The organism is Sutcliffiella cohnii (assembly GCF_002250055.1).
Taxonomy (GTDB): domain Bacteria; phylum Bacillota; class Bacilli; order Bacillales; family Bacillaceae_I; genus Sutcliffiella; species Sutcliffiella cohnii.
In genome coordinates, this window is record NZ_CP018866.1 from 1,420,104 (window position 1) to 1,441,348 (window position 21,245).

The 21,245-nt window shown below is 36.5% G+C and carries 21 protein-coding genes; 19 read left to right on the plus strand and 2 right to left on the minus strand.

The window, feature by feature from the left end; all coding sequences use genetic code 11:
• Window positions 1–31: 31 nt before the first annotated feature.
• The 4 genes from BC6307_RS06770 (at window position 32) to BC6307_RS06785 (ending at window position 2,803) form a co-directional block, all read left to right on the plus strand.
• The gene (locus BC6307_RS06770; RefSeq protein ID WP_066415956.1) at window positions 32–739 is read left to right on the plus strand and encodes an FAD-dependent oxidoreductase; all 708 of its coding nucleotides are present in this window, start codon (window positions 32–34) and stop codon (window positions 737–739) included.
• A gap of 82 nt (window positions 740–821) precedes the next feature.
• A complete protein-coding gene (locus BC6307_RS06775; protein WP_066415946.1) occupies window positions 822–1,460 on the plus strand; it encodes a cadmium resistance transporter in 639 nt (212 codons plus the stop codon).
• A 426-nt stretch (window positions 1,461–1,886) separates the two neighbouring features.
• Window positions 1,887–2,099 (plus strand): PF20097 family protein, encoded by a 213-nt coding sequence (locus BC6307_RS25205; RefSeq protein WP_066415943.1) that lies wholly within the window; start codon window positions 1,887–1,889, stop codon window positions 2,097–2,099.
• 32 nt (window positions 2,100–2,131) lie between these two features.
• Window positions 2,132–2,803: a DNA alkylation repair protein gene (locus BC6307_RS06785; RefSeq protein ID WP_066415941.1), complete on the plus strand. Its 672-nt coding sequence runs from the start codon at window positions 2,132–2,134 to the stop codon at window positions 2,801–2,803.
• Between the two features lie 180 nt (window positions 2,804–2,983).
• Here the strand turns inward: BC6307_RS06785 and BC6307_RS06790 are convergent, their stop codons facing one another.
• Window positions 2,984–3,475, minus strand: coding sequence for a hypothetical protein (locus BC6307_RS06790; protein ID WP_094366092.1), 492 nt, complete (start codon window positions 3,473–3,475; stop codon window positions 2,984–2,986).
• Window positions 3,476–3,665: 190 nt separating this feature from the next.
• On the opposite strand from BC6307_RS06790, the gene BC6307_RS06795 reads away from it, so the two are divergent.
• The 8 genes from BC6307_RS06795 to BC6307_RS06830 all read left to right on the plus strand — a co-directional run bounded on the left by BC6307_RS06795 (window position 3,666) and on the right by BC6307_RS06830 (window position 11,622).
• Window positions 3,666–4,385 carry a spore coat protein gene (locus BC6307_RS06795; RefSeq protein WP_066415937.1) on the plus strand — a complete coding sequence of 240 codons (720 nt, stop codon included), beginning with the start codon at window positions 3,666–3,668 and terminating at the stop codon, window positions 4,383–4,385.
• A 309-nt stretch (window positions 4,386–4,694) separates the two neighbouring features.
• Complete coding sequence (locus BC6307_RS06800; RefSeq protein WP_066415934.1) at window positions 4,695–5,147, plus strand: YaiI/YqxD family protein; 453 nt, start codon at window positions 4,695–4,697, stop codon at window positions 5,145–5,147.
• A gap of 30 nt (window positions 5,148–5,177) precedes the next feature.
• A complete protein-coding gene (locus BC6307_RS06805; protein ID WP_066415931.1) occupies window positions 5,178–5,369 on the plus strand; it encodes a hypothetical protein in 192 nt (63 codons plus the stop codon).
• Between the two features lie 73 nt (window positions 5,370–5,442).
• On the plus strand, window positions 5,443–5,715 hold the full coding sequence (locus BC6307_RS06810) for a hypothetical protein (protein WP_066415929.1): 273 nt from the start codon (window positions 5,443–5,445) through the stop codon (window positions 5,713–5,715).
• Window positions 5,716–6,209: 494 nt separating this feature from the next.
• Window positions 6,210–7,475 (plus strand): L-lactate MFS transporter, encoded by a 1,266-nt coding sequence (locus BC6307_RS06815; protein ID WP_066415974.1) that lies wholly within the window; start codon window positions 6,210–6,212, stop codon window positions 7,473–7,475.
• A gap of 210 nt (window positions 7,476–7,685) precedes the next feature.
• Entirely contained in the window at window positions 7,686–8,981 is a 1,296-nt protein-coding gene (locus tag BC6307_RS06820; RefSeq protein ID WP_066415927.1) for an HNH endonuclease, read from the plus strand.
• Window positions 8,982–9,663: 682 nt separating this feature from the next.
• A complete protein-coding gene (locus BC6307_RS06825) occupies window positions 9,664–10,659 on the plus strand; it encodes a zinc-dependent alcohol dehydrogenase family protein (RefSeq protein ID WP_066415926.1) in 996 nt (331 codons plus the stop codon).
• Window positions 10,660–11,202: 543 nt separating this feature from the next.
• A complete protein-coding gene (locus tag BC6307_RS06830; protein ID WP_066415924.1) occupies window positions 11,203–11,622 on the plus strand; it encodes a GNAT family N-acetyltransferase in 420 nt (139 codons plus the stop codon).
• A 61-nt stretch (window positions 11,623–11,683) separates the two neighbouring features.
• Here the strand turns inward: BC6307_RS06830 and BC6307_RS06835 are convergent, their stop codons facing one another.
• Window positions 11,684–12,487 carry an IclR family transcriptional regulator gene (locus BC6307_RS06835; protein ID WP_066415922.1) on the minus strand — a complete coding sequence of 268 codons (804 nt, stop codon included), beginning with the start codon at window positions 12,485–12,487 and terminating at the stop codon, window positions 11,684–11,686.
• 240 nt (window positions 12,488–12,727) lie between these two features.
• Between BC6307_RS06835 and BC6307_RS06840 the strand changes: the two genes are divergently transcribed.
• The 7 genes from BC6307_RS06840 (at window position 12,728) to BC6307_RS06870 (ending at window position 21,210) form a co-directional block, all read left to right on the plus strand.
• Window positions 12,728–14,002, plus strand: coding sequence for an NAD(P)/FAD-dependent oxidoreductase (locus BC6307_RS06840; RefSeq protein WP_066415920.1), 1,275 nt, complete (start codon window positions 12,728–12,730; stop codon window positions 14,000–14,002).
• A 24-nt stretch (window positions 14,003–14,026) separates the two neighbouring features.
• Window positions 14,027–16,096: a hydantoinase/oxoprolinase family protein gene (locus BC6307_RS06845; protein ID WP_066415918.1), complete on the plus strand. Its 2,070-nt coding sequence runs from the start codon at window positions 14,027–14,029 to the stop codon at window positions 16,094–16,096.
• A complete protein-coding gene (locus BC6307_RS06850; protein WP_066415917.1) occupies window positions 16,093–17,784 on the plus strand; it encodes a hydantoinase B/oxoprolinase family protein in 1,692 nt (563 codons plus the stop codon). The genes BC6307_RS06845 and BC6307_RS06850 overlap by 4 nt, the downstream gene beginning before the upstream one ends.
• A gap of 22 nt (window positions 17,785–17,806) precedes the next feature.
• Entirely contained in the window at window positions 17,807–18,556 is a 750-nt protein-coding gene (locus BC6307_RS06855; protein ID WP_066415915.1) for an SDR family NAD(P)-dependent oxidoreductase, read from the plus strand.
• 21 nt (window positions 18,557–18,577) lie between these two features.
• Entirely contained in the window at window positions 18,578–19,345 is a 768-nt protein-coding gene (locus tag BC6307_RS06860) for an SDR family NAD(P)-dependent oxidoreductase (RefSeq protein WP_157729277.1), read from the plus strand.
• Between the two features lie 74 nt (window positions 19,346–19,419).
• Entirely contained in the window at window positions 19,420–19,653 is a 234-nt protein-coding gene (locus BC6307_RS06865) for a hypothetical protein (protein WP_066415911.1), read from the plus strand.
• Between the two features lie 3 nt (window positions 19,654–19,656).
• Complete coding sequence (locus tag BC6307_RS06870; RefSeq protein ID WP_066415908.1) at window positions 19,657–21,210, plus strand: sodium:solute symporter family protein; 1,554 nt, start codon at window positions 19,657–19,659, stop codon at window positions 21,208–21,210.
• The last annotated feature ends 35 nt before the right edge of the window (window positions 21,211–21,245 follow it).

A 21,245-nucleotide genomic window follows, 5' to 3' on the forward strand; every position in this document is an offset into this window, starting at 1 on the left:
ATACGGAGAGGGTTACAGGAGGAGTAAGCAAATGAGTTTTTTTCAAGATATGATTGCTATATTTAAAAAGAAAGAATTAACATTTATAGAAAGCTATAAAGAAGCAGACGATGTGTACAGTTTTTTATTTGAAAAAGAGCCAGATTTAACATGGAAAGCCGGGCAACATGGTTTGTTTCGAATTACGCAACGAAAAATAAAAAATCATACCCGTCCATTTACGATAGCATCTGCACCAGCCGAAAATGTAGTGAAACTTACGATGAAAATCAATGATAATCCGAGTGAGTTTAAGAAAGCAATGTTAGAGTTAGAAAAGGGAATGAAAATTAGTATGAGCGGACCGGTTGGATCGTTTTATTTAAAAGAGGACGTTCCGGCACTCCTAATTGCAGGCGGAATTGGTATTACCCCATTTCGATCAATAGTAAAACAAATAGAAGCAGAAGGTACTAACACGAAAAAGCCAATTCACCTCTTTTATTACGACAGCAATGAATCCTTCGTATATAGAGAAGAATTAGATGAGATTGCAAAAAACACATCTATTCAAATAACGTACCTTCAATCAAGAAATGACTTACGTCAACAAATCGACCAATTCACTAACTTAAATAAAAACGATGCACAGTACTTCGTTGCAGGACCAAAATCAATGGTAGACTCCATCTCTACCCACCTACAAAAAAACAGCATTACTAAAAAGAATATCCACAAAGATTCTTTTTACGGGTATTAAGGGAGAACGGTAGGAAGTTGGGACAGTGGTCACAGGAACTGCGTGCACCTGTAACCACTAAACAAGAAAGGTAGGCAATCGCATGTTAACAACCATCATTTCATCAATTGTCGCGTTTGCCTCTACAAATGTTGATGACATCTTTATCCTAATGGCTTTATTTTCACAAATAAGGACAGCTAAAGTCACCGGGAGTGAGGCAGCTGTTTTGACAAAACCCGGACTACAGACCAGGCATGTTGTAATTGGTCAGTTTCTCGGTTTTACTTCACTAGTCGCTCTAAGCATTATTGGTGCACTAAGCTCTTTTTTCATTCCTGTTCCATGGATTGGAATGTTAGGTTTTGTTCCAATATACATGGGGGTGAATGGGCTACTAACCTTGCGGAAAAGTAAAGAGAATGACGAGGATGTTACCAACATATCAGGGACTGGATCAGTTATAAACGTAGCCGCTATAACAATTGCCAATGGTGGGGATAATATTGCAATCTACATACCGATTTTTGCTAGTCAGCCAATCAGTCATAATGCAATCACGCTAATAGTCTTCTTTATTATGCTGGCATTGTGGTGTTTCCTTGGTTATGCACTTGTTATGGCGCCAATAGCAGCAAAGGTCTTGGAAAGATACGGGCATGTCGCAGTTCCAATTATATTAATTGGTCTCGGATTGTTCATTCTTTACCATAGTGGTAGTTTCAGTTTATTACGTTTCTAGTTACTACGGTCACTCAGCTAAAGAAGGCAATGGGACCATAAAGAGATGTTGCTTACCAAACTTGGATAAATGCCTTATAGTATGGGGGCTGTGCACGCATTTTGTATGAACGAATTCCAGGCCCTTCTTCCTCAAAATACTACAGGCTATTAAGTCCTTACTTGATAATGTTTAAAGATAAGTTCGTAAAAAAGAAGACTTGTCTTAAAGGTACCTTAAATTGAATACAAGGTACCTTTTCTTTGTTTGAGGAATCATTTCCATATTTATGAATAATGAAAACAATAATTTGTTATTTTCTGTTATCATTTTAGTATGAAGGATTGGTAATATTGTGAATTTTTTCACTTAAACTAATGACCCGTTAGTTCGAAAAGGAAATAGAATACAAACGAAGGGAAAATAGAAAAGGTGGTATGAGTAAATATGAGCGATATTGTAAAATGTTCTGAATGTAGTACTGAGGTAAAGCAGGGGTACATTTTTTCTCCACGACGAATTTGTTGGTCAGAATCAGCTGATTCAATCTATGCTGATTTTGGTAGTGAAGTATTAGTAAAGGATTCAATTCTAAAAATGAGTAAAATTCCAGCAATTAGATGTGAAGGATGTAATTTGGTTACTTTTAAATACAAATAACTATTTAACGGTTAATAAAGGAGTTGTATTAAATGAATGAAAACAAAGATACAGAGATAAAACGCTCTTCAAAAGCAGAAAACATTCTAGCTCAGATCAATAGTAAAACTAAGCTAGGCGACTTACGAAAAATCGCGAAGGAGATTAAAAAAGATCACAAACTAGCTATGGAACTTTGGTCAACCGAAGAGTTTTTGCAGAGACTATTAGCAATCTTAATTATGGATAAAAAACTCCTTTCACAAGATGTGCTAAATAAGCTTGATAAGGATATGCAGAGGCACACGTTTGATGAGCGAAATAACTTAATGGATTGGTTAATGGCTAATCAGCTCACGAAAGACAAGAAGACGATTTTCTTGATGGAGTCATGGCAAAAAAGCCCTTCTGCTCTTCAAAGGCGAACTTTCTGGTATTATCAGGCGCGATTAAGATGGACGGGACAAACACCGCCTGATAACACGGCAGACTTACTATCTGCATTAGAAGCTAATATTACACAGGAAAAACCGGAAGTTCAATGGGCTATGAATTTCACTGCAGGCTGGATAGGCGTCTATGATGAAAAAAATCGTGCACGTTGTATTAAACTTGGTGAGAAAACGGGTCTTTACAAAGATGACATAGTAGCAAAAGGATGTACTCCCAGCTATTTGCCGGAGTTCATTACGGTGGAAGTTAACAAACGACATAATAATAAATAATATATTAGGGTTTAATGGGAAAATAAAGAGATTCAAAGCCTCAATATGAAAATTGTAATAGGCTTGGAACGAAAAATAAAGAAAACAACGCGTTATTAGCTTAGAGTAAAAAATATCAACGCTAATTTTCAACTATCAATAAACAAGGGGTCTTTTAACCCCTTATTTTTCTAAAAGAGATTAACAGATTACAATGATTTTATAGGGAGTTGTTTGGGCTGGTATGCTAAATGTAGTAGGCCCATATACAACAAGAAGGTTTCGATTTGCAGGATTCAAAGTGAAGGGCTGATTGTTTTCTAATAATATAGGAGTATTACTAGAAATATTCAATTGTAACTGCCCATCACTACTTATCAGCTGGCTGTTAAAATAGTCTACCTTTACATTTTGATAAGGGTTATCTTTTACAATAATAAGGGCTTGATATTGTGGTGGATAAATAAGAAGTACAGGTGCATTGACATCATAAAAACCAGTTACACGGTCTCCAATTGAAACAATAACATGGTCTAGAAAATAGGTTTTTGGACTAATAACGAAATTTACTATTGAACCATCCTCTCTTAATAAGGACATTAATTTAAAACACCCCATTAATTCCTCATCGGAACTTACTAAGTGATCTTGAATCATCGTAACCGTACCAGAAAAAGAACTGAATGTTTTCATTTTTTCCCTCCTTAATGATGAAAAAAGCAGAAAAAGCAAAGGAAGCAAAAGAACCGATCCCATGCATGTAATTGACCTTATAAATTTTATTATGAATTTGAATAGATATACCTTAATAATTGCAGCTTTATAAGCATATTAATTCTAATTAGAAAATGTTTATGATCGTCATCGTGAAAGGGAGTATGGTATGAATAATTTTTATTCTATGACTTATTCGAATCAACCGATTATTGTTTCATTTGCTCGTGGGGATGTAACTGGTGATAGAGTGCCAGATAATGTCTACTTAACCGGAATTACTACACCAGATAGTCCATTTATTCAAAATATTACCCTTCTCGTACAAGATGGTAGAACTGGAGTAGTAAACAGTGTTCAACTTCGTGAGAATGCTGGTTACAATCCTACTATATTCTTGGGGGATTTTACCGGCAATGGAGTAGATGATATGTTAATAAGTATTAATACTGGTGGTAGCGGAGGAATCATGTACCATTATATTTATTCCTTCGTGAAAAATACAGCCCAATTACTATTTGATTTCAATATATATAATGAGCAATATCAATATGAGGTTTTTTATAAAGACAATTACAAAGTTGAGGTTGTCAGCAAGATCAATAATAAAAAGTACATTATAGACATTTCTACAAAAGATCCTGAGTATTTAAATGAAATATATGATGAAAACGGGAATCTGAAGAGTCCTATTACAGGCTTTGTGAATCCTCTAAGCGGCTTATATCCTGTAGATTTTGATTCAAATAAAGTATTTGAGCTATTAGCGTACCAAAAAATTGCTGGAAGATATAATGCGGATTCTTTAGGGTATGTTTTAAACACACTAGGATGGCATAATAATAGGTTTGGATTGCAAAATCAGTATGTAGCTATTTTGGGATATTAGAATAGTATTTATTTTCATGTTTATTTTACTAAAAGGTGTTGAACTATTACTTTAACAACCGGTAGCGAGAGCTGAACAACAAACAATTTTGTTGTTGTGGTAGATAAGGTCTTTTGTTATAGAAAAAGGATAGATGTATACGGTTAGTTAGCCGGTACATTTATCCTTTTTATTTTTGAATTTGTTGGCATTTAACTTATACGACCATTTGCCATCACCATTCTATAAGTATAAGATGAGATAAAAGGAAGAACGGGCTAGTCCAGTTGAAAAAGAGAGTAAGTCTAACTTGTTAACAGGAGGTAAAAGATGAAAATATATGTGGATGCAGATGCTTGTCCGGTGAAAGATATTATTATTTCGGAAGCAAGGAAGTATGAAATTCCGGTTATTCTTGTAACAAGCTTTTCTCATTATTCTAATGCAGAACAGCCAGCAGGAGTGGAAACCATTTATGTCGATTCTGGAGCAGATGCTGCAGATTATCGGATTGTGAAGTTAGTGAAAAAAGGAGATATAATCGTGACGCAAGATTATGGTCTTGCATCGCTAGGTTTAGCAAAAGGAGTGATCGTCCTTCACCATAAAGGTTTTACATATTCAAATGAAAATATTGACCAATTATTACAAACACGTTATTTAAGTGCAATGGCTCGAAAAAGCGGACAGCGAACAAAGGGACCAAAGCCTTTCACCGCAGAAGACCGAGAGCAATTTAGAGATCACTTTAAAAAGGTTCTCTCTAGTGAGAAATCAAACTAAACTCAGAAATTTAGATAGGAGATAAATATCTTGAAATATATAAAATCACAAATGCAACAACTAATAAAGGAAAATAAAGAACTACATACACGCTTTAAAGAACTGAAGGCAGAGCACGGTTTAGAAAAAAACAATGCCCTCAAAGCCTTGTACCATTCAGAAGTAGCGGATGGCGGAAAGTATCAGTCGGCTTACCAAGCGCTTGACCGGCCTAAAGAGTAGACGCTGATCTCTTATTTATACATACTAGAATTCTGTTAGGATAATATGAGCTTACCTATTGGAGGTTATATAAATGAAAGAAATTAAACACTTACTATCTAAGGCATTAAAGTCAAACAAAAAAGTAATAAAAGGCGAAGAGTTCAGTGTTGAGGCACATTTAAAGAAGCGATCAGATAATTACATTACTCTATATGCCAATGATGTGGTTGTAGCCGTATATGATGCAGATGACCAAGATTTGAATATACTCAAATACGACTATCGGAAGGCAGTTAAATTTTTTGGTGAATGTTTGGAAGATGAGGGAATGGAAGTTTATATTGATGAGGGATTAATGGATTGATGAGTCGGGTAATGTAGGTGGAGGCTGGTTTACGCCTTGGGCTAAGCTCTTTTAAAAGATAAAATAACTTACCCTGGAGTACCCCCAGCTAATAGGTTGGGTTATTTTATTTCCATAATGCTGATTACTTTAATGGGAACCTGTTATTGTTCGACTGATAGTGATACCAGCACTATCGGTCTTTTTTATTATATGGGCTTAGTCAACAATAATGACATTACCTCGGTCACAAATAATTCACATAACATTGAACTTATTATGAACCTGTCTACACAACTATGTGAAAACATTCACAAGATGGTAAAGTATAGACATATAGATATAACAAATAACTGTATTAATTAGGGGAGGATGCAAGTGACGAAAAAATATTCTTCAAATACATATGAGAATATAACTTTACAAACATAGCACACAAAGAAAGGAAGTCTTCCTAAAACCAACAATAAACTTAGTTAAAAACCACAAAAAAAACTAGAGAGTGAGTGAGAGGATTGAATACTAACAAAAATCGATGGTTCATTGCATTATCTGCGATTGCTATCCATATATCTATTGGTTCTACTTACGCATACAGTGTATATACAAAACCTATTGCAGAATCGATAGGTTGGAAAGCGACAGAAGTAACTTTAGCATTTACTCTTGCTATTGTGTTTTTAGGCTTATCAGCTGCAACGTTTGGACGTATGGTCGAAAGAATAGGCCCTAGAAAGTCTGCCATGATAGCCGCTGTTCTATTTAGCTCAGGACAAGTTGGGGCTGGTTTCGCAGTTTCTACCGAGTCACTACTCCTATTTCTTATTTTGTATGGTGTAGTCGGGGGGATTGGATTAGGGATTGGCTATATTTCACCTGTATCTACCTTAGTAAAATGGTTTCCTGATCGAAGGGGGTTAGCTACAGGAATGGCGGTATTTGGATTTGGAGCGGGTGCACTCATCACGAGCCCCGTTGCAGCTAGGTTAATTGAAAGTGTAGGAGTATCTACTACTTTTTATATATTAGGAACCATTTACTTTATTCTTATGATATGTGGGGCCATGTATATTACAAGACCTCCACAAGGATGGGTACCTAAACTTCAGGCTAAGGTAAAAGAAGGTAACACAAAGAAATTAAAAGAAGACTTGGACCAACTAACAGCAAATGAAGCAATAAAAACGAAACGATTTTGGCTTCTTTGGGGAATGGTTTTTATTAATATTAGCTCGGGTATTATGATTATCTCGGTAGCTTCTCCATTATCCCAAGAAATGGTAGGGCTCAATGTAGCAGCTGCAGCCTCTATGGTAGGACTTATGGGTATTTTTAATGGTGGAGGAAGAATTGGATGGTCCAGTGCATCCGATTATATTCAACGACCTACAGTATTTTTAATCTTTTTTTCGATTCAAATCTTCGCATTTTTAACCTTACCACATGTAACAAATGTTATATTATTTCAGATATTAATTTTTAGTATTATGACGGTATATGGTGGTGGATTTGCGACCCTCCCTGCCTTTATTGGAGATATATTTGGTACGAAGGAGCTTGGTGCCATTCACGGGTATATTTTAACAGGGTGGTCTTTAGCTGGGGTTGTGGGACCAATTGTCGTATCTTCTATCCATGATGCTACCGGAACTTACACCCCTGCCTTTTTAGTCTTTACGATATTGTTAGTCGTTGCCCTATTTCTAACTGTACTAATTAGATACGATATTAAAAAAATAAAAGAGGAGAAAAAAGACCCAGTTTACAAGATAGCTAACTAAAAATAACATATGGGAGGACAATGGAGGAGGGAACAGGAAAAATTGTGCACACATTTGCAAACAGAAATGTAAAAAAATGCTTGAACGACTTTCCTGTCCCTCTGTTCACCAAATCATGTTAATTTTGTGCATCTAACAATAACTCTCATTTATTTTCTCTGTCACCTTTTATATAATAAAGAAAGTATATGAAAAAGGTGTGTTACACGCATGAAACATCAAGAGTTTACCTACAAAGACGTACATTTTAAAAATATTCCTAAAGAAGTAGATGTAACAAAAGAAAAGCATTTAGCTACAATGGAGTATATTTATCAATGCCATAGGAATAATGACTTGCAAGGGATTTTCCCATATACGAATGATGGAAAACTAATTGTTACATGGGGACGAGGACAATTTGAAAGAGAGATATCTAAACCTCGTGACTTGTTAAGGGGCGAAATTCTTTTTACAGATGTTAGATATGAACTTAATAACTCTCATAAATTAGTATTAACGAAGCAAAGTTTGAAAAGAATAGAAAAATTAGAGCACGCTCTCGAACAAAATAGGGAAGGGTTTAGCTTTGCTTTCCCGAAAATAATAATAGATAACAAAGAGATTTTTAAAGTGCCGTGTAAAGATGTTGACATACTCAAAATCACAATTCAAAGAAAAAATCGAATTGCAGGTAACTTATATTTTAGCGATGTCTTGCATAATGGTTATGGGAAGATACTAGAAAATGAGCGACTAAGATTAGTAGATATCCAAAACCGTCTTCGTAAATACACATTAGAGGAACTTGAGCAAATCCTTGTAGAAGAAAATAAGGTCGAACATGTTAAGGTTATCCATGTAAGAGGAAAGAAGTTAATGAATATTCCTTCCTTTGTTTCGTTATCTGACTTGGAACAAATGGAAGTTTCAGGTCCTTTAAAACCTCTAAGTGAGTCTAGTGGTTTAGAAGTAAAGAGTGCTCCAACAGAAATGGAATCAATAGACAATAATATTAAGCATACCAATGTTAAACTCGCACCTGATATTTCACGAGAACCGATAGGCTCTATGAGACCTCGGAAAGTAGATAATGTACAACCTTATACTACCTCCAGAAAAATTATCATAAAAGAAGGGTCACTAAATCCTGTTAAAGAGTCTAGAGAAGTAAAGGTTGTATTACGAGATCAAACCCTTGTCCAACAATTAAAGCAACTATATCGCCATACGTGTCAAGTGTGTGGAGAAGTAGTAGAAACAGGATTTAATCAGTACTCTACTGAAGTACACCATATTCAACCATTAGGATTGCACAATGGACCGGATATGAAAGAAAACATGATAGTACTTTGCCCAAATCATCATGTAATGTTCGACAGAGGAGCAATAACGTTAGACCTTCAAAATGAACGTGTTCAACATATTAATGAAAACAACTCACTACACAATAAGAAAATTACGATCAAACATACGATTCATCAAAAATATGTCGACTACCACAATTTAATGATTCTGAAAAAATGAGGCAGAGTTGGGGGGCATAGTTGTAACTGCCCTCCACTGCCTTAAAGTATAATGTGGAAAAGAATCTCTTTTTTTTGTATTTTTTCCTATAGAACTCATTGTGATGTTCCATTATTTTTGACTTATATGGACCTTCCATTTTCACCTCAAAAAAGATTTCTCCTATCACGCAACTTTGACAACCCACACTGTTCCTAATACTCTTCTACAACTATACGATTCTTCCCGGTACACTAGCCTTTAAAAAAGGGGTTCCATTTTTAAAGAGAATGCTAGTATTTTAATAGCCCGCTGATTACTGTTCAAACTCTTAAAATAAGACCTAATCAATACTGTATTTTCATATGTTTTTAAAGCTTTTATTAGAAATAGTATAGCAAATTTTTCCCCACTAAAACGGTAACTACATTAGTCTTTGTGACTTTTTTACAAGTGCTCTAGATACAATTTTTTTCTGTCAATCCCTAAACTGAGAAGGTACTAACTAATTAAAAATGTGCGACTATTAAATCTATAATATATAAAGTATAATTTTAATTGTAAGAAGAATCTAAAAATTCGAAACCCATCTTAGCAAACCTTCAGAACGTAAATAGAAAGTACGTAACCTGGAAAGTATCAAGAACAAATTATCCACAACAAGCGCCTATTTTAAATTAAAGGAAAAGGAGTTTGAGAAAAAATGAAAGCACTGGTAATAAATAAGTTTGGAGACCCATCTGTTTTTGAAATTACTGAAATTCCTAAGCCTAAAGTAGTTACAGGGCATGTCGTTATTCATGTAAGAGCAACAAGTGTAAATCCAATTGATACAAAGGTTCGTGCCGGCTTCGTTCCAGCAGTTGCGCCAGAGTTCCCAGCTGTACTACATGGCGATGTAGCAGGAGTTGTCGCAGAAGTCGGAGAAGGGGTAACAGAGTTTCAGGTTGGTGATGAAGTATATGGGTGCGCCGGTGGTTTTAAAGGAACAGGTGGTGCACTTGCAGAATATATGCTGGCGGATGTTAACCTTCTAGCTCATAAACCGAAAAATTTAACGATGGCCCAAGCAGCTGCTCTTCCTCTAGTAACTATTACTGCATGGGAGTCACTTTATAATCGTGCAAATGTGCAAAAAGATCAAACAGTACTCGTTCATGGAGCTACAGGTGGTGTAGGTCATATTGGAATTCAGTTAGCAAAGCTTGCGGGAGCCAAAGTATTTACAACGGGCTCATCTGACGAAAAGTTGAGCATAGGAAAACGTTTAGGTGCAGATAAAGTTATTAATTATCGGGAACAATCCGTTGAAGAATACATCAAGGAAAATACCGATGGAAAAGGGTTTGATGTTGTGTTCGATACGGTTGGTGGCGATAACCTTAATCGGTCATTTGAAGCAGCTGCCACTTATGGAACTGTTGTAGCAATCGCAGCACGTTCAACACATGATTTGTCCCCTCTACATGCTAAAGCACTGTCCCTACATATTACGTTCATGTTATTAAAGGTAATTACTAAGGACCAAAGACAGGAATATGGGGAAATATTGAAAGAGGTAACAAAACTAGTTGAGGCAGGAAAACTAGTGCCACTTGTCGATGAAAAAGTTTTCACCTTTGATCAAGTTAATGAAGCGCATTCTTTATTGGAATCTAATAAGGCAGTTGGAAAAGTAGTATTAGTGAATGAATGGTAACTTAACAAAGAAAAACGAAAAGAGTAGAGGGTAACGAGTAAAATATTTCTTCTTACTGGGCTAACATTATAGTTGGTGTTTCTGTATTTCAAGATTTATATGGTACCGTAATGAACGAGAAGCAAAGCTAATGTTGAAAGAAAAGTAATAATTTAATAGGTTCGTAAATAAAAGGACAGTTTTTTCTGTGCTTTTAAATTTTATTCTGCTAGTTCATCTTCAGGGGAAATCAAAACTGTAAAATAGTAGTATTACAACGCAAGGAGAACTGTTCTAATATTTCTAAAGCAAAAAAACCCTCACAGAAGCTTTAAGAAATAGCTTGAGTATTATTATATTAATATGTGTAAGTCTATTTCTTGTAACCCCTTATACTATATTTAGAGTATTAGTTGTTTTCTTATTGTTTTATAATTTTTCTCAGTTTTTGTCTAAGAATAAATCAAGTTTTTTAATAATACCAAATAAACCTATAATCGTATGAATATGATTGAAAATGAAATTAAAAAAAAATTTTGTAAATTTCTTCGAGAGGTGAATTGGATGATTAAAGAATTAGTCAAAGAGCTAGAATGGCTTGCAGCATTTCCTGTGATAAATGAATTAAGAATTCATTTAAACCAAAAAACATATTTCGACTTTCTTTGTAGTATGAGGGAAGAAGGATATAGAATGTTTGCTTTATATGAAAATAATAAAATTGTTGCAGTTGCCGGAGTTACGATAAAAACTAATTTTTATTATGGGAAACATGTCTTTGTGTATGACTTAGTTACTCAGTCGACTCACCGTTCTAAGGGGTATGGGGAGCAATTACTTTCATACATTCATGAATTTGCAAGAGATAGTGGGTGCGGTATGGTAGCTTTAGAATCTGGGTTAGCAAGAGTAGACGCACACAGATTTTATGAGACCAAAATGGGGTACGAGAAATTTTGTTACTCATTTAAAAAAGTTCTATAAGTACTAAGCGCCATCCAAAACTTGTATAATGGCTGGCGCATCTTCTTATTTCTAGTGTGCCTTAAAAGTATCTTGATATTAACGATTCTAGATTGTGTGCGTGTTTTCTTAAGGCATCTTTATAATAGGTTATGTCAGATAAACTATTAGAAAAGGTGCTATGTAAAAAGATGCCGACTGATAAAACTACCTCGCCTTTGCCATTAAAAATTGGACAGGCAATAGCATGAATTCCTTGTGTATGCTCAGAATTCGTTTCAGCAATTCCCTCGTGTCTAATAGTTCTTAATTCTTCTTTAAACTTTTCGGGATCCGTAATTGTATTTTCAGTGTAACGTGGAAGATGTCCATCCACCATAAATGCTGAAATAATCTTGGTAATTTCAGAATCAGGTAAATGAGCAAGATAACATTTACCAACAGCACCACCAATGACTGGGAACGTTTCACCAGGCGAAATCGTTAACCTTATTTGCTGATCTGGTTCTTCTTTTGCAATGTAAACCAAATGTAAATCATCATTTGGTTTGGCTAAAACGACAGTCTGGTTAACTTCTTCGCAAATTGTGGACAAATAAGAGATTGATGTATTCATAAAGTCATTCATCTCTTTAGATCGCAATCCAAGAAAAATCAAATAAGAGCCTAGTTTATAGCGTTTACTAATCGGATCAAAGTGAACATAATCTTTGAGCTCCAATGTTTTTAATATTCGTAGACAAGTACTTTTACTAATGCCAAGGGCACTTGATAGTTCAGTCAATGTGCTTTTTTTGTATTTTTCCTTCGTTAAAAATTCTAGTATGTTAAGTGCAGAATACACAGAAGGGATAAAGTTACTGTTCTTTTTCTCTAATTCACTCATTTTAAACCTACCTTTAAGTATATTTTTAGTTTTCTACTCTAAGAACATAAATTTATAATATTCGATATTTTTAGAAAATTACATTGACAGCGAAATGGACGGTTTGTTATATTCAATTATATCAAATAAGAAATGAAGTTTCAATATTGAAACAATTCTAGAACAATCTGAGAATGTGAATGCAATTAATTCATTCAAATAAGCCTTTTGATTACATTTGGAGAAAAGGGGTTAATAAGCATGATTCACACAGATTCACTATGGGCGGCCACATCAAATCCATTGAAAATACGACCATCACTTGAGGGGGAAATCCAGACAGATATAGTAATAATTGGTGCAGGGTTCACGGGACTGGCTACAGCCTATTACTTACGAAAAGCAGGAATCAATTGTGTTGTTTTAGAAAAAAACGTCGTTGGTTGGGGAGCTAGTGGAAGAAATGCCGGGATGGTATTAACAGGATTCAAGAATAGTATTCAAAAAATTGAAAAGCGTTGGGGTCGAGAAACAGCGAAAATATTTCTTGATCAGTCCAGTTTAGGGATTGAAAAAGTACGTGAAATTGTTAAAGCGGAAGGAATTGAATGTTCGTTAAGTGACTGTGGTAGCATGAAAGCTGCATTCAAATCAAGCCATTCGGAAGCTTTGAAACGAGAACAAGAGTTTATGTGGGAAGCTTATAAGTATGAGCTCCAATACGTTGACCGAAACCAGCTAAAAAAAGAGTTGGATAGTGATTTTTATTACGGTGGGTTAATAGATTTTAAGAGCTCTTCATTCCATCCGTTAAACTATGCAATAGGTTTGGCGAATGCAGTGGAAGAAAAAGGTGGAGAAATTTATGAACAAACAGAAGTCAGCTCAGTAGAGGAGAATCACCATGGATATTCTGTTAAGACTGAAATGGGTGTTGTTCAATCCTCTCATATTGTTTTTGCCACAAATGGCTACACGGAGAAACTCAACAAAAAATTAACTCGCTCCATTATGCCAATGGGCAGTTATATTATTGCTACAGAGTCACTTGGAAAAGAGATTACCGAACGGCTCATCCCTAATAACCGCATGATATCAGATACGAAGAATTTTCTATATTATTTCAGGAGAACGCCGGATGAACGCATTTTATTCGGTGGTCGGGTGAGTTTTAATAGTAAAGAAGATGAAAGCCTTTATCAATCTCTAAGAGAGAATCTATTAGAGGTATTTCCAGAATTATCGGATAAGAAAATTGAATACAAATGGGGCGGAAAAGTGGCTTTTCCAATGGACTTTTTTCCGCATGTTGGCACCATAAAGAAGACCATTCATTATGCATTAGGTTATTGTGGACATGGGGCATCTACTTCTACTTTGTTCGGTGAATATGTTGCACAGAATATTATCAATCCTAATAGAGAGAAATCAAAATTGGAAGAACTCCCATTAAGGACAATTCCACTACACAGTCAAAAAAACTTGCTACTAAATCTTGCTGGTAATTATTATTCATTACTGGATAAAGTTAAATAAATCATCACAAAGTGAGGGGAAAAAATGACAACAAACTATAAACTAGCCGTAGATGTTGGAGGGACATTTACCGATGTTGTTTTATTCAACGAGCAGCAGAAGAAGCTGCATTTTACAAAAACTCCATCTTCTCCAAATGATCCTTCAGAAGGTGTAATTAATGGAATTAGGAAAATCATGAACATAGCACAAATCAAGCCAGAACAAATAGATTATTTTGTACATGGGACAACGTTTGCAACTAACGCTTTTCTTGAAAATAAAGGCTCCAAAGTAGCCCTTTTTACAACACAAGGATTTAGAGATGTCATCGAAATTGGGAGACAAAAGCGTTTAAAGCTTTATGATTTATTTCAAGATAAACCACCCAGTCTTGTTGACCGACAATTTCGTTTCGGTGTACGTGAACGAATGAAGGCAGACGGAGAGGTCTTACATACGTTAAATGAAGAAGATGTTCGGAAATTTGTACGAATAGTAAAAGAAAATAATATCCATTCCATAGCTGTATCTTACCTCCATTCCTACAACAATCCACTTCACGAACTAAGAACAGAAGAAATTATTAAAGAAGAATTCCCTGAATGTCATGTTTCGTTATCCCATCATGTTTCACCAGAATTTAGGGAATATGAACGAACGATCACCACTGTAGTTAACGCCTATTTAAAACCAAAAACAAAAAATTATTTTGTTAATTTAGAGAAAAAACTAGAACAACTCAAAGTGAAAGTTCCTTATATCATGAAATCCAATGGCGGTATTATGACGATGCGCGAAGCATCAGAAAACGTAATTCAAACCTTACTTTCAGGTCCAGCTGGTGGGGTCGTCGCTGCAGGGTTTATCGCTGAGAAGCTAGGCATCAATAATATTATTACCTTTGATATGGGCGGTACGAGTACCGATGTTGCTTTGATTAAAGATGGCTCTCCACAAACGACACTTGAAAGTAGATTGAAAAATTATCCTTTAAAAGCACCAATGATTGAAATGGAAACGGTAGGAGCTGGGGGAGGAAGTATTGGGCGTATCGATGAGGGAGGACTTTTTAAAGTTGGACCTGAGAGTACTGGGGCGTTTCCTGGTCCTGCCTGTTACGGAAATGGGGGTGGGAAAATCGCAATCACAGATTTTAACCTTTTGTTAGGAAGAATTGATCCAGAATATTTCCTTGGTGGAGAAATGAACTTAGATCTTGAAGCTGCAATTAAAGCGCAACAAAAACTCCTTGAACAATCTCACCTCTCTGCAGATGAGATCTCCGTTGGGATGGTAAAAATAGCGAATCATCACATGGCTGAAGCAGTGCGTCTAGTTTCAGTCAGAAAAGGGCATAACCCTGAAGAGTTCACTTTATTCGCTTTCGGTGGAGCTTCACCGCTTCATGCCACAGCGATTGCACGTGAACTAGGAATTCAAAAAGTTGTGATTCCGAATGCATCCTCCGTGTTATCAGCATTTGGATTTTTAGTGGCAGACATAAAACACGATTTTACAACAACCAATCTTATTTCGCTCGATATAGCGAATTTACCAAGAATTGTCGGTGAATTCAATACGTTAGAAGAACGTGGCAAACAATTGCTAGAAAAAGAAGGGGTAATACTTGAAAACCAAGAATTGCGTAGATCAATAGACTTACGATTTAAAGGCCAAGCATTTGAAATAAACGTAGAACTGGAAGAGCAGGACGACCAAATAAACTTGGAAAATATATCGCGTAAATTTTTTGAATATTATGAAAGGGAGTACGGGTATTGTGACCAAAGTCAACCAATTGAAGTGGTGAACTACCGTCTATCTGCGATTGGTTTAACTTCAGAAATTGGCCTTGAACATTACGAAGAACTGCAGTTAGAACCGCCTGAAGATTCAAGAAAACAAAAGCGTAATGTTTACCTATTTTCAATAGATCAATTCGAAGAAGTTGAGGTGTTTTATTTAGACAAACTGGTTAGCGGAAATCGCATATCTGGACCGGCAATTATCGATGGCTTGGACACAACAATTATTGTTGAAGTAAATGAAGAAGCGCAACTTGATCGTTTCGGAAACATAATTATTTCATTAGGAAAGGGGTTATCCTCTTGATTGCAGCAAATATTAACCCAATCACAATGGAAGTAGTAGGTCATTCGTTTATGTCAATTGCAGAAGAAATGAGTGCTGCCTTACAGCGAACAGCCTATTCAAGTATTGTCCGCGAGGCATTAGACTTTTCAACGGCTGTGTTTGATCAAAATGGAAATTTAATCGCACAATCAGATAATATTCCGACCCATTTAGGGTCAATGGGAGGAACGCTGAAAGGCATTTTGAAAAATCATTTTACACAAGCCGAAATTTTTGAAGGCGATCAAATTATGATTAACCATCCCTATATGGGGGCTTCTCATAGTCCAGATATTCTCTTATTTGCTCCCGTTTTCGTCAAAGATACATTGGTTGGTTTTTGCGGAAGTATGTGCCACCACGTTGATGTCGGGGGGATTGCTCCGGGGAGTGCCCCGGGGAATGCGACAGAACTTTATCAAGAAGGGTTGCTAATCCCACCAGTGAAATTGTATGAAAAAGGGATAGAAAATCAAACCCTAATCAGTATTATTCGAGCTAATGTAAGAATGCCTTCTTACACATTAGGTGATATAAGATCACAAATTTCAGCGAATGAAATCGGTAAAAAAAGAGTAAGGAATTTGTACGAGAAATACTCAATTAAAACGATTCAAGAGATTGTTCAAGCGTGGGAAACTTATTCGGAAAATCGCATTAAAAGCAAAATAAAAGCAATCAAAAATGGGATTTATACTGCCTCAGGTCATTTAGATGATGATGGGGTGGTAAAGAATGAGCAAATCCAACTCCACGTGAGTATTGAAATTTTAGACGACAAAATGATCTATGATTTTACCAAATGTGCCGATCAAGCGAAAGGTCCATTTAATGTCACGGAGGAAACGGTAAATGCTGTAGCTTATTATATAACCAGATGTGTAACGGATTCATCTGTTCCCCAAAACGAAGGTGCTTATAAGCCGATTGAAGTCAGAACCAAAAAAGGGACCATCCTAAACCCACATTTCCCTGCACCAGTGAGTGGTCGATATCACACAATTATGAGGTTAAGTGATATCTGTCTTGAAGCGATGTCAAAAGCACTTCCAGATAGAATTCCTGCTTCTAGTAATGCACATGCAACGACAGTGGCAATTGGTGGAAATAATCCGAAAACGAATGACTACTTTGTTTATTATGAATTGAATGGTGGAGGGATGGGGGCTCGCCCAACGAAAGATGGATTAAGTGGTATTGATGTTCATGTTGGGAACTGCATGAATGTGCCTATTGAATCAGCTGAATTAGAGTATCCACTATTATTTCATACTTATGAACTCCACCAAGATTCTGGGGGGATGGGAGAATACCGAGGTGGATTAGGGATTATAAGAGAAATCGAAATGCTTGAAGATCAATTAACACTAACGACACGCGGCGATGGCGAAACTACCAATCCTAAAGGATTTTACGGTGGACTTGATGGTCGGCCTGGTCAAAAAATATTAAATCGTGGAACAGAAAACGAACAAAGACTATATGGGAAAACGACAAGTTTAATTGTAAATAAAGGCGATATTTTATATTTTGAAACCCCCGGATCTGGTGGCTACGGTTCACCGAAAAACCGACCAAAAGAAAAAGTAATTCAAGATTATAAAGATGGCTATATTTCCGCAAAGGCTATGAAAGAAGTCTATAACCTTGAAATCGAAGACAACTAGATGACTAAGGGGGGATTGAACAATGCGTTTAGCTGACAAGGTTGCGGTAGTGACAGGGGCGACAGGGGGAATTGGAAAAGCTATTTCAGAAAAATTTGTAAAAGAAGGGGCGCAACTTTTATTAGTTGACCTAGATCAGCAACGTTTAGAGGAGTTGAAAGTCGAGTTAGCACCATTTGGCCAAAAAATAGAAGTGATTGTAGCTGATGTTTCTAGTAAACAGAGTTGGGAACAAATTCTCGATAAAATTGATTCTGAATTCACTACAGTCAATGTATTAGTGAATAATGCTGGAATCAGTGGCAATGAAGGGTTATTAGAAACAGATTATCAGAGATGGAATCAAATTATTCAAACAAATTTAACGAGTGTGTATTTAGGGATGTATGAACTCTTGCCTAAAATGATTGCATCGGGAGGAGGTTCGATCATCAACACATCGTCTATTTTTGCAATAATAGGGTCGGGGAAAAATGCGGCTTATACTGCTGCGAAGAGCGGAATGATGGGCTTAACAAAAACAGCCGCAGTTGAATTTGCAAAAAATTATGTACGAGTCAATACGATTCATCCAGGAATGATTCGTACACCAATGACAAAAGCAAAGTTAGAAAAACCAGAAATCCTTGCTCGATTTAGAACTCTTACGCCTTGGCCTGATTTTGGTGAACCAGATGATATTGCTTATGGTGCTGTTTACCTAGCCTCAGACGAATCCAAATTCGTGACAGGTACCGAACTGGTGATTGATGGAGGGTATGTGACTCAGTAAATGAAAGAGGTGGCGAAACAATTGAGTGATTTTGAAGGGAAAAGATTGTTAATTACTGGCGGTGCTTCTGGTATCGGTTTAGCCACGGTCAACCATTTTCTATCAAAAGGTGCAAAAGTCGCTGTCTTTGATATTAATCAAGAGGGCTTAACCAAACTGGAAAATCAGTATCAGCAGGATCTTCTCACAATGGAGGGGGATGTCCGAAGGGCCAATGAGATTGCTAGGGCACTAGACATAATGGTTGAAGAATGGGATGGAATTGACATCTTAGTCTATAGTGCAGGTATTTTCCCGGATATGCGAATCATTGATATGGAAGAAGAAGAATGGGATCGTGTACTCGACATTAATTTGAAAGGCGCGTTTCTTACATGTCGGAACGTGGCTCAAAGGATGATTGCACAACGTAGTGGGGGCCATATTGTTACAATTTCCTCTGGAAGCTATCAATCAGCTCGTATTGGGTCAGGGCATTATTGTGCTTCCAAAGCAGGCTTAGTGATGCTAACAAAAGTACTCGCATTTGAATTAGCAGATTATGGGATCCAAGTGAATAGTATTGCGCCAGGGCTGGTTGAGAGTGAGTTGTTGGATCCAAGTTATGTTCAGACATTTAGCAAAAGAATCCCACTTGGACGTCCTGCAAAACCTACAGAAGTAAGTGGTGCAATTGAAATGATTACTTCCTCGCTAAATACGTACATGACCGGACAAATAATTCCGATTGATGGCGGTCTATCATCTGGTCATTATGGCCTACCAAATTCAAATAAACAAGCAAGGTGAAAGAAAAAAGGTTTGTATCATCCTAGAATTTCTAGGTGTTCAAAATAATTTAATAATCAAAAGGGGGCAATTGAATGAATCAAGATAAGAATGAAACAAACCCAACGAAAAAGAGCAGTCATATCTTTGATATTGTCGTTTGGATTGGCTGGGGCGTATTGGTCTGGGGATTTCTTGCGTCGTTAGCGTTTATTGCATCACCTAAAGATTCCGCGGGTATTCATGAAGTAATCATTTTAGCTTACTTTCTAGGGTTTACATTTTTCTTTGGCTTGTTGTATTACATGGCCCTAAAAAGGGGGATATAATTTATGCATCTAGCATGGGGAATTGTTATAGTGTTGATCGCATTCGTTCTTATTAGTATCGTTGTGAAGAAATATGTTAAAACGGCGGAAGATTATTGGATTATGGGTAGAAAAGCAAAATGGTGGATGTTTACTGGTACATTAACAGCCAGCTACGTCAGTCTATCGACCTTTATCGGCGGTGTAGGTTCTGCTTGGAACTGGGGACCGATGCCATTCCTCCTCTTTTATACTAGTAGTTTTACCTTTGGATGGATCATTGCTGTCACATTAATCGGTTTACGAATGAGAAAACTTGGGGTTACTAGTATTTCAGAATACTATAAAGTGAGATTTGGAAGTAATGGAAAATGGATGTATGCAGGCCTTGGTTTAACGTTAGCAGGAATTCTCTATTTTTATCTATTAGTACAAATTCAAGGTGGTGGGTTAATCCTACAAACTATTTTTGATATCCCGTTACCATTAGCAGTCACAATAATGGTTATTATAGTTGCATTTACTCTTGGCTTGTCAGGGATGTGGTCAGTCGTTATCACAGACACGTTTGCGATGGTGTTATTTATCCTAATTGCAATTATTATTCTGCCCGCAACCATCTCTGCTGTAGGAGGGGTAGATGCAGGAATTGCAGCGATTTCATCCTTCGATGGTTGGTCAGCAACAGGTTCTTCTGGTTTAGGTATGGCAAGTTTCGTTGGTTATGCTTTAGCGTGGCTAGCAATTGTTGGTGGATCACCTCACATCATTAACCGTTCTCTTATAGTCGATAAACCAAAAAGTGTCTTAAAAGGGTCATTTATTTCTTATACCATTACCGTTGTTTTATCAATTTTAATCTTTATTTCGGCTGGTATGTTAATGGCTGTTATTGAACCAGGTTCAATGCATCCAGATAGCATTTCCGCCTATGCATCAGTTCATGTATGGCCTTGGATTGTCGGTGTCCTCATCATCGGTGCTGCAATGTCAGCCGCATTTACTACGGCAAACACGCAAGCATTATCAATTTCGCAAGGGATAGTAGATTTGTTTCGCTATGCGCTAAAACCGGACATGTCAGATGACGCTAAGAAGAAATATACAATCGGCATCAGTGTAATTGTTTTAATTTTAGTTGGAGTCATGGCTTTTAAACAAAACTATTTATTAATTATTGCTGGATCGTTAGCTGGGATAATCGCATCGCTTGGACTCTTCCCAACCTTAATCCTTTCATTATATTGGGAGCGTCTCACAATTAAAGCTGTTAATATTATGATTTGGTTAAGTGTTCCAGTTGGTGCGTTTATGATCATCACCAACAATCTTTGGGGTTGGTTTGCACCATTTCCTACAGTCTATAGTTTTCCAATTGGATTTGGAGGACTCATTATCCTCTCATTACTAACGAAACAAACAAACAGTGAAAAAGAAGGCTATAAATTATTAAAAGACAAAGGCTTTGCCACTGAGGAAGCTGCTCCTGAGAAACAAGATTATGTCATTTTAATTGGTGGGTTCATTGTTGTGACAGTGGTATACTTCATCCTTTTATCAATGATAGGGATTTTCTAAAACTAATCAACCCTTAACTAATCAGATGGAGGTGG

Excerpts from the sequence above, each read along its gene's own strand:
- BC6307_RS06770 (WP_066415956.1), top strand. The coding sequence starts at position 32 with ATGAGTTTTTTTCAAGATATGATTGCTATATTTAAAAAGAAAGAATTA.
- BC6307_RS06775 (WP_066415946.1), top strand. The coding sequence starts at position 822 with ATGTTAACAACCATCATTTCATCAATTGTCGCGTTTGCCTCTACAAAT.
- BC6307_RS25205 (WP_066415943.1), top strand. The coding sequence starts at position 1,887 with ATGAGCGATATTGTAAAATGTTCTGAATGTAGTACTGAGGTAAAGCAG.
- BC6307_RS06785 (WP_066415941.1), top strand. The coding sequence starts at position 2,132 with ATGAATGAAAACAAAGATACAGAGATAAAACGCTCTTCAAAAGCAGAA.
- BC6307_RS06790 (WP_094366092.1), bottom strand. The coding sequence starts at position 3,475 with ATGAAAACATTCAGTTCTTTTTCTGGTACGGTTACGATGATTCAAGAT.
- BC6307_RS06795 (WP_066415937.1), top strand. The coding sequence starts at position 3,666 with ATGAATAATTTTTATTCTATGACTTATTCGAATCAACCGATTATTGTT.
- BC6307_RS06800 (WP_066415934.1), top strand. The coding sequence starts at position 4,695 with ATGAAAATATATGTGGATGCAGATGCTTGTCCGGTGAAAGATATTATT.
- BC6307_RS06810 (WP_066415929.1), top strand. The coding sequence starts at position 5,443 with ATGAAAGAAATTAAACACTTACTATCTAAGGCATTAAAGTCAAACAAA.
- BC6307_RS06820 (WP_066415927.1), top strand. The coding sequence starts at position 7,686 with ATGAAACATCAAGAGTTTACCTACAAAGACGTACATTTTAAAAATATT.
- BC6307_RS06825 (WP_066415926.1), top strand. The coding sequence starts at position 9,664 with ATGAAAGCACTGGTAATAAATAAGTTTGGAGACCCATCTGTTTTTGAA.
- BC6307_RS06830 (WP_066415924.1), top strand. The coding sequence starts at position 11,203 with ATGATTAAAGAATTAGTCAAAGAGCTAGAATGGCTTGCAGCATTTCCT.
- BC6307_RS06835 (WP_066415922.1), bottom strand. The coding sequence starts at position 12,487 with ATGAGTGAATTAGAGAAAAAGAACAGTAACTTTATCCCTTCTGTGTAT.
- BC6307_RS06840 (WP_066415920.1), top strand. The coding sequence starts at position 12,728 with ATGATTCACACAGATTCACTATGGGCGGCCACATCAAATCCATTGAAA.
- BC6307_RS06845 (WP_066415918.1), top strand. The coding sequence starts at position 14,027 with ATGACAACAAACTATAAACTAGCCGTAGATGTTGGAGGGACATTTACC.
- BC6307_RS06855 (WP_066415915.1), top strand. The coding sequence starts at position 17,807 with ATGCGTTTAGCTGACAAGGTTGCGGTAGTGACAGGGGCGACAGGGGGA.
- BC6307_RS06865 (WP_066415911.1), top strand. The coding sequence starts at position 19,420 with ATGAATCAAGATAAGAATGAAACAAACCCAACGAAAAAGAGCAGTCAT.
- BC6307_RS06870 (WP_066415908.1), top strand. The coding sequence starts at position 19,657 with ATGCATCTAGCATGGGGAATTGTTATAGTGTTGATCGCATTCGTTCTT.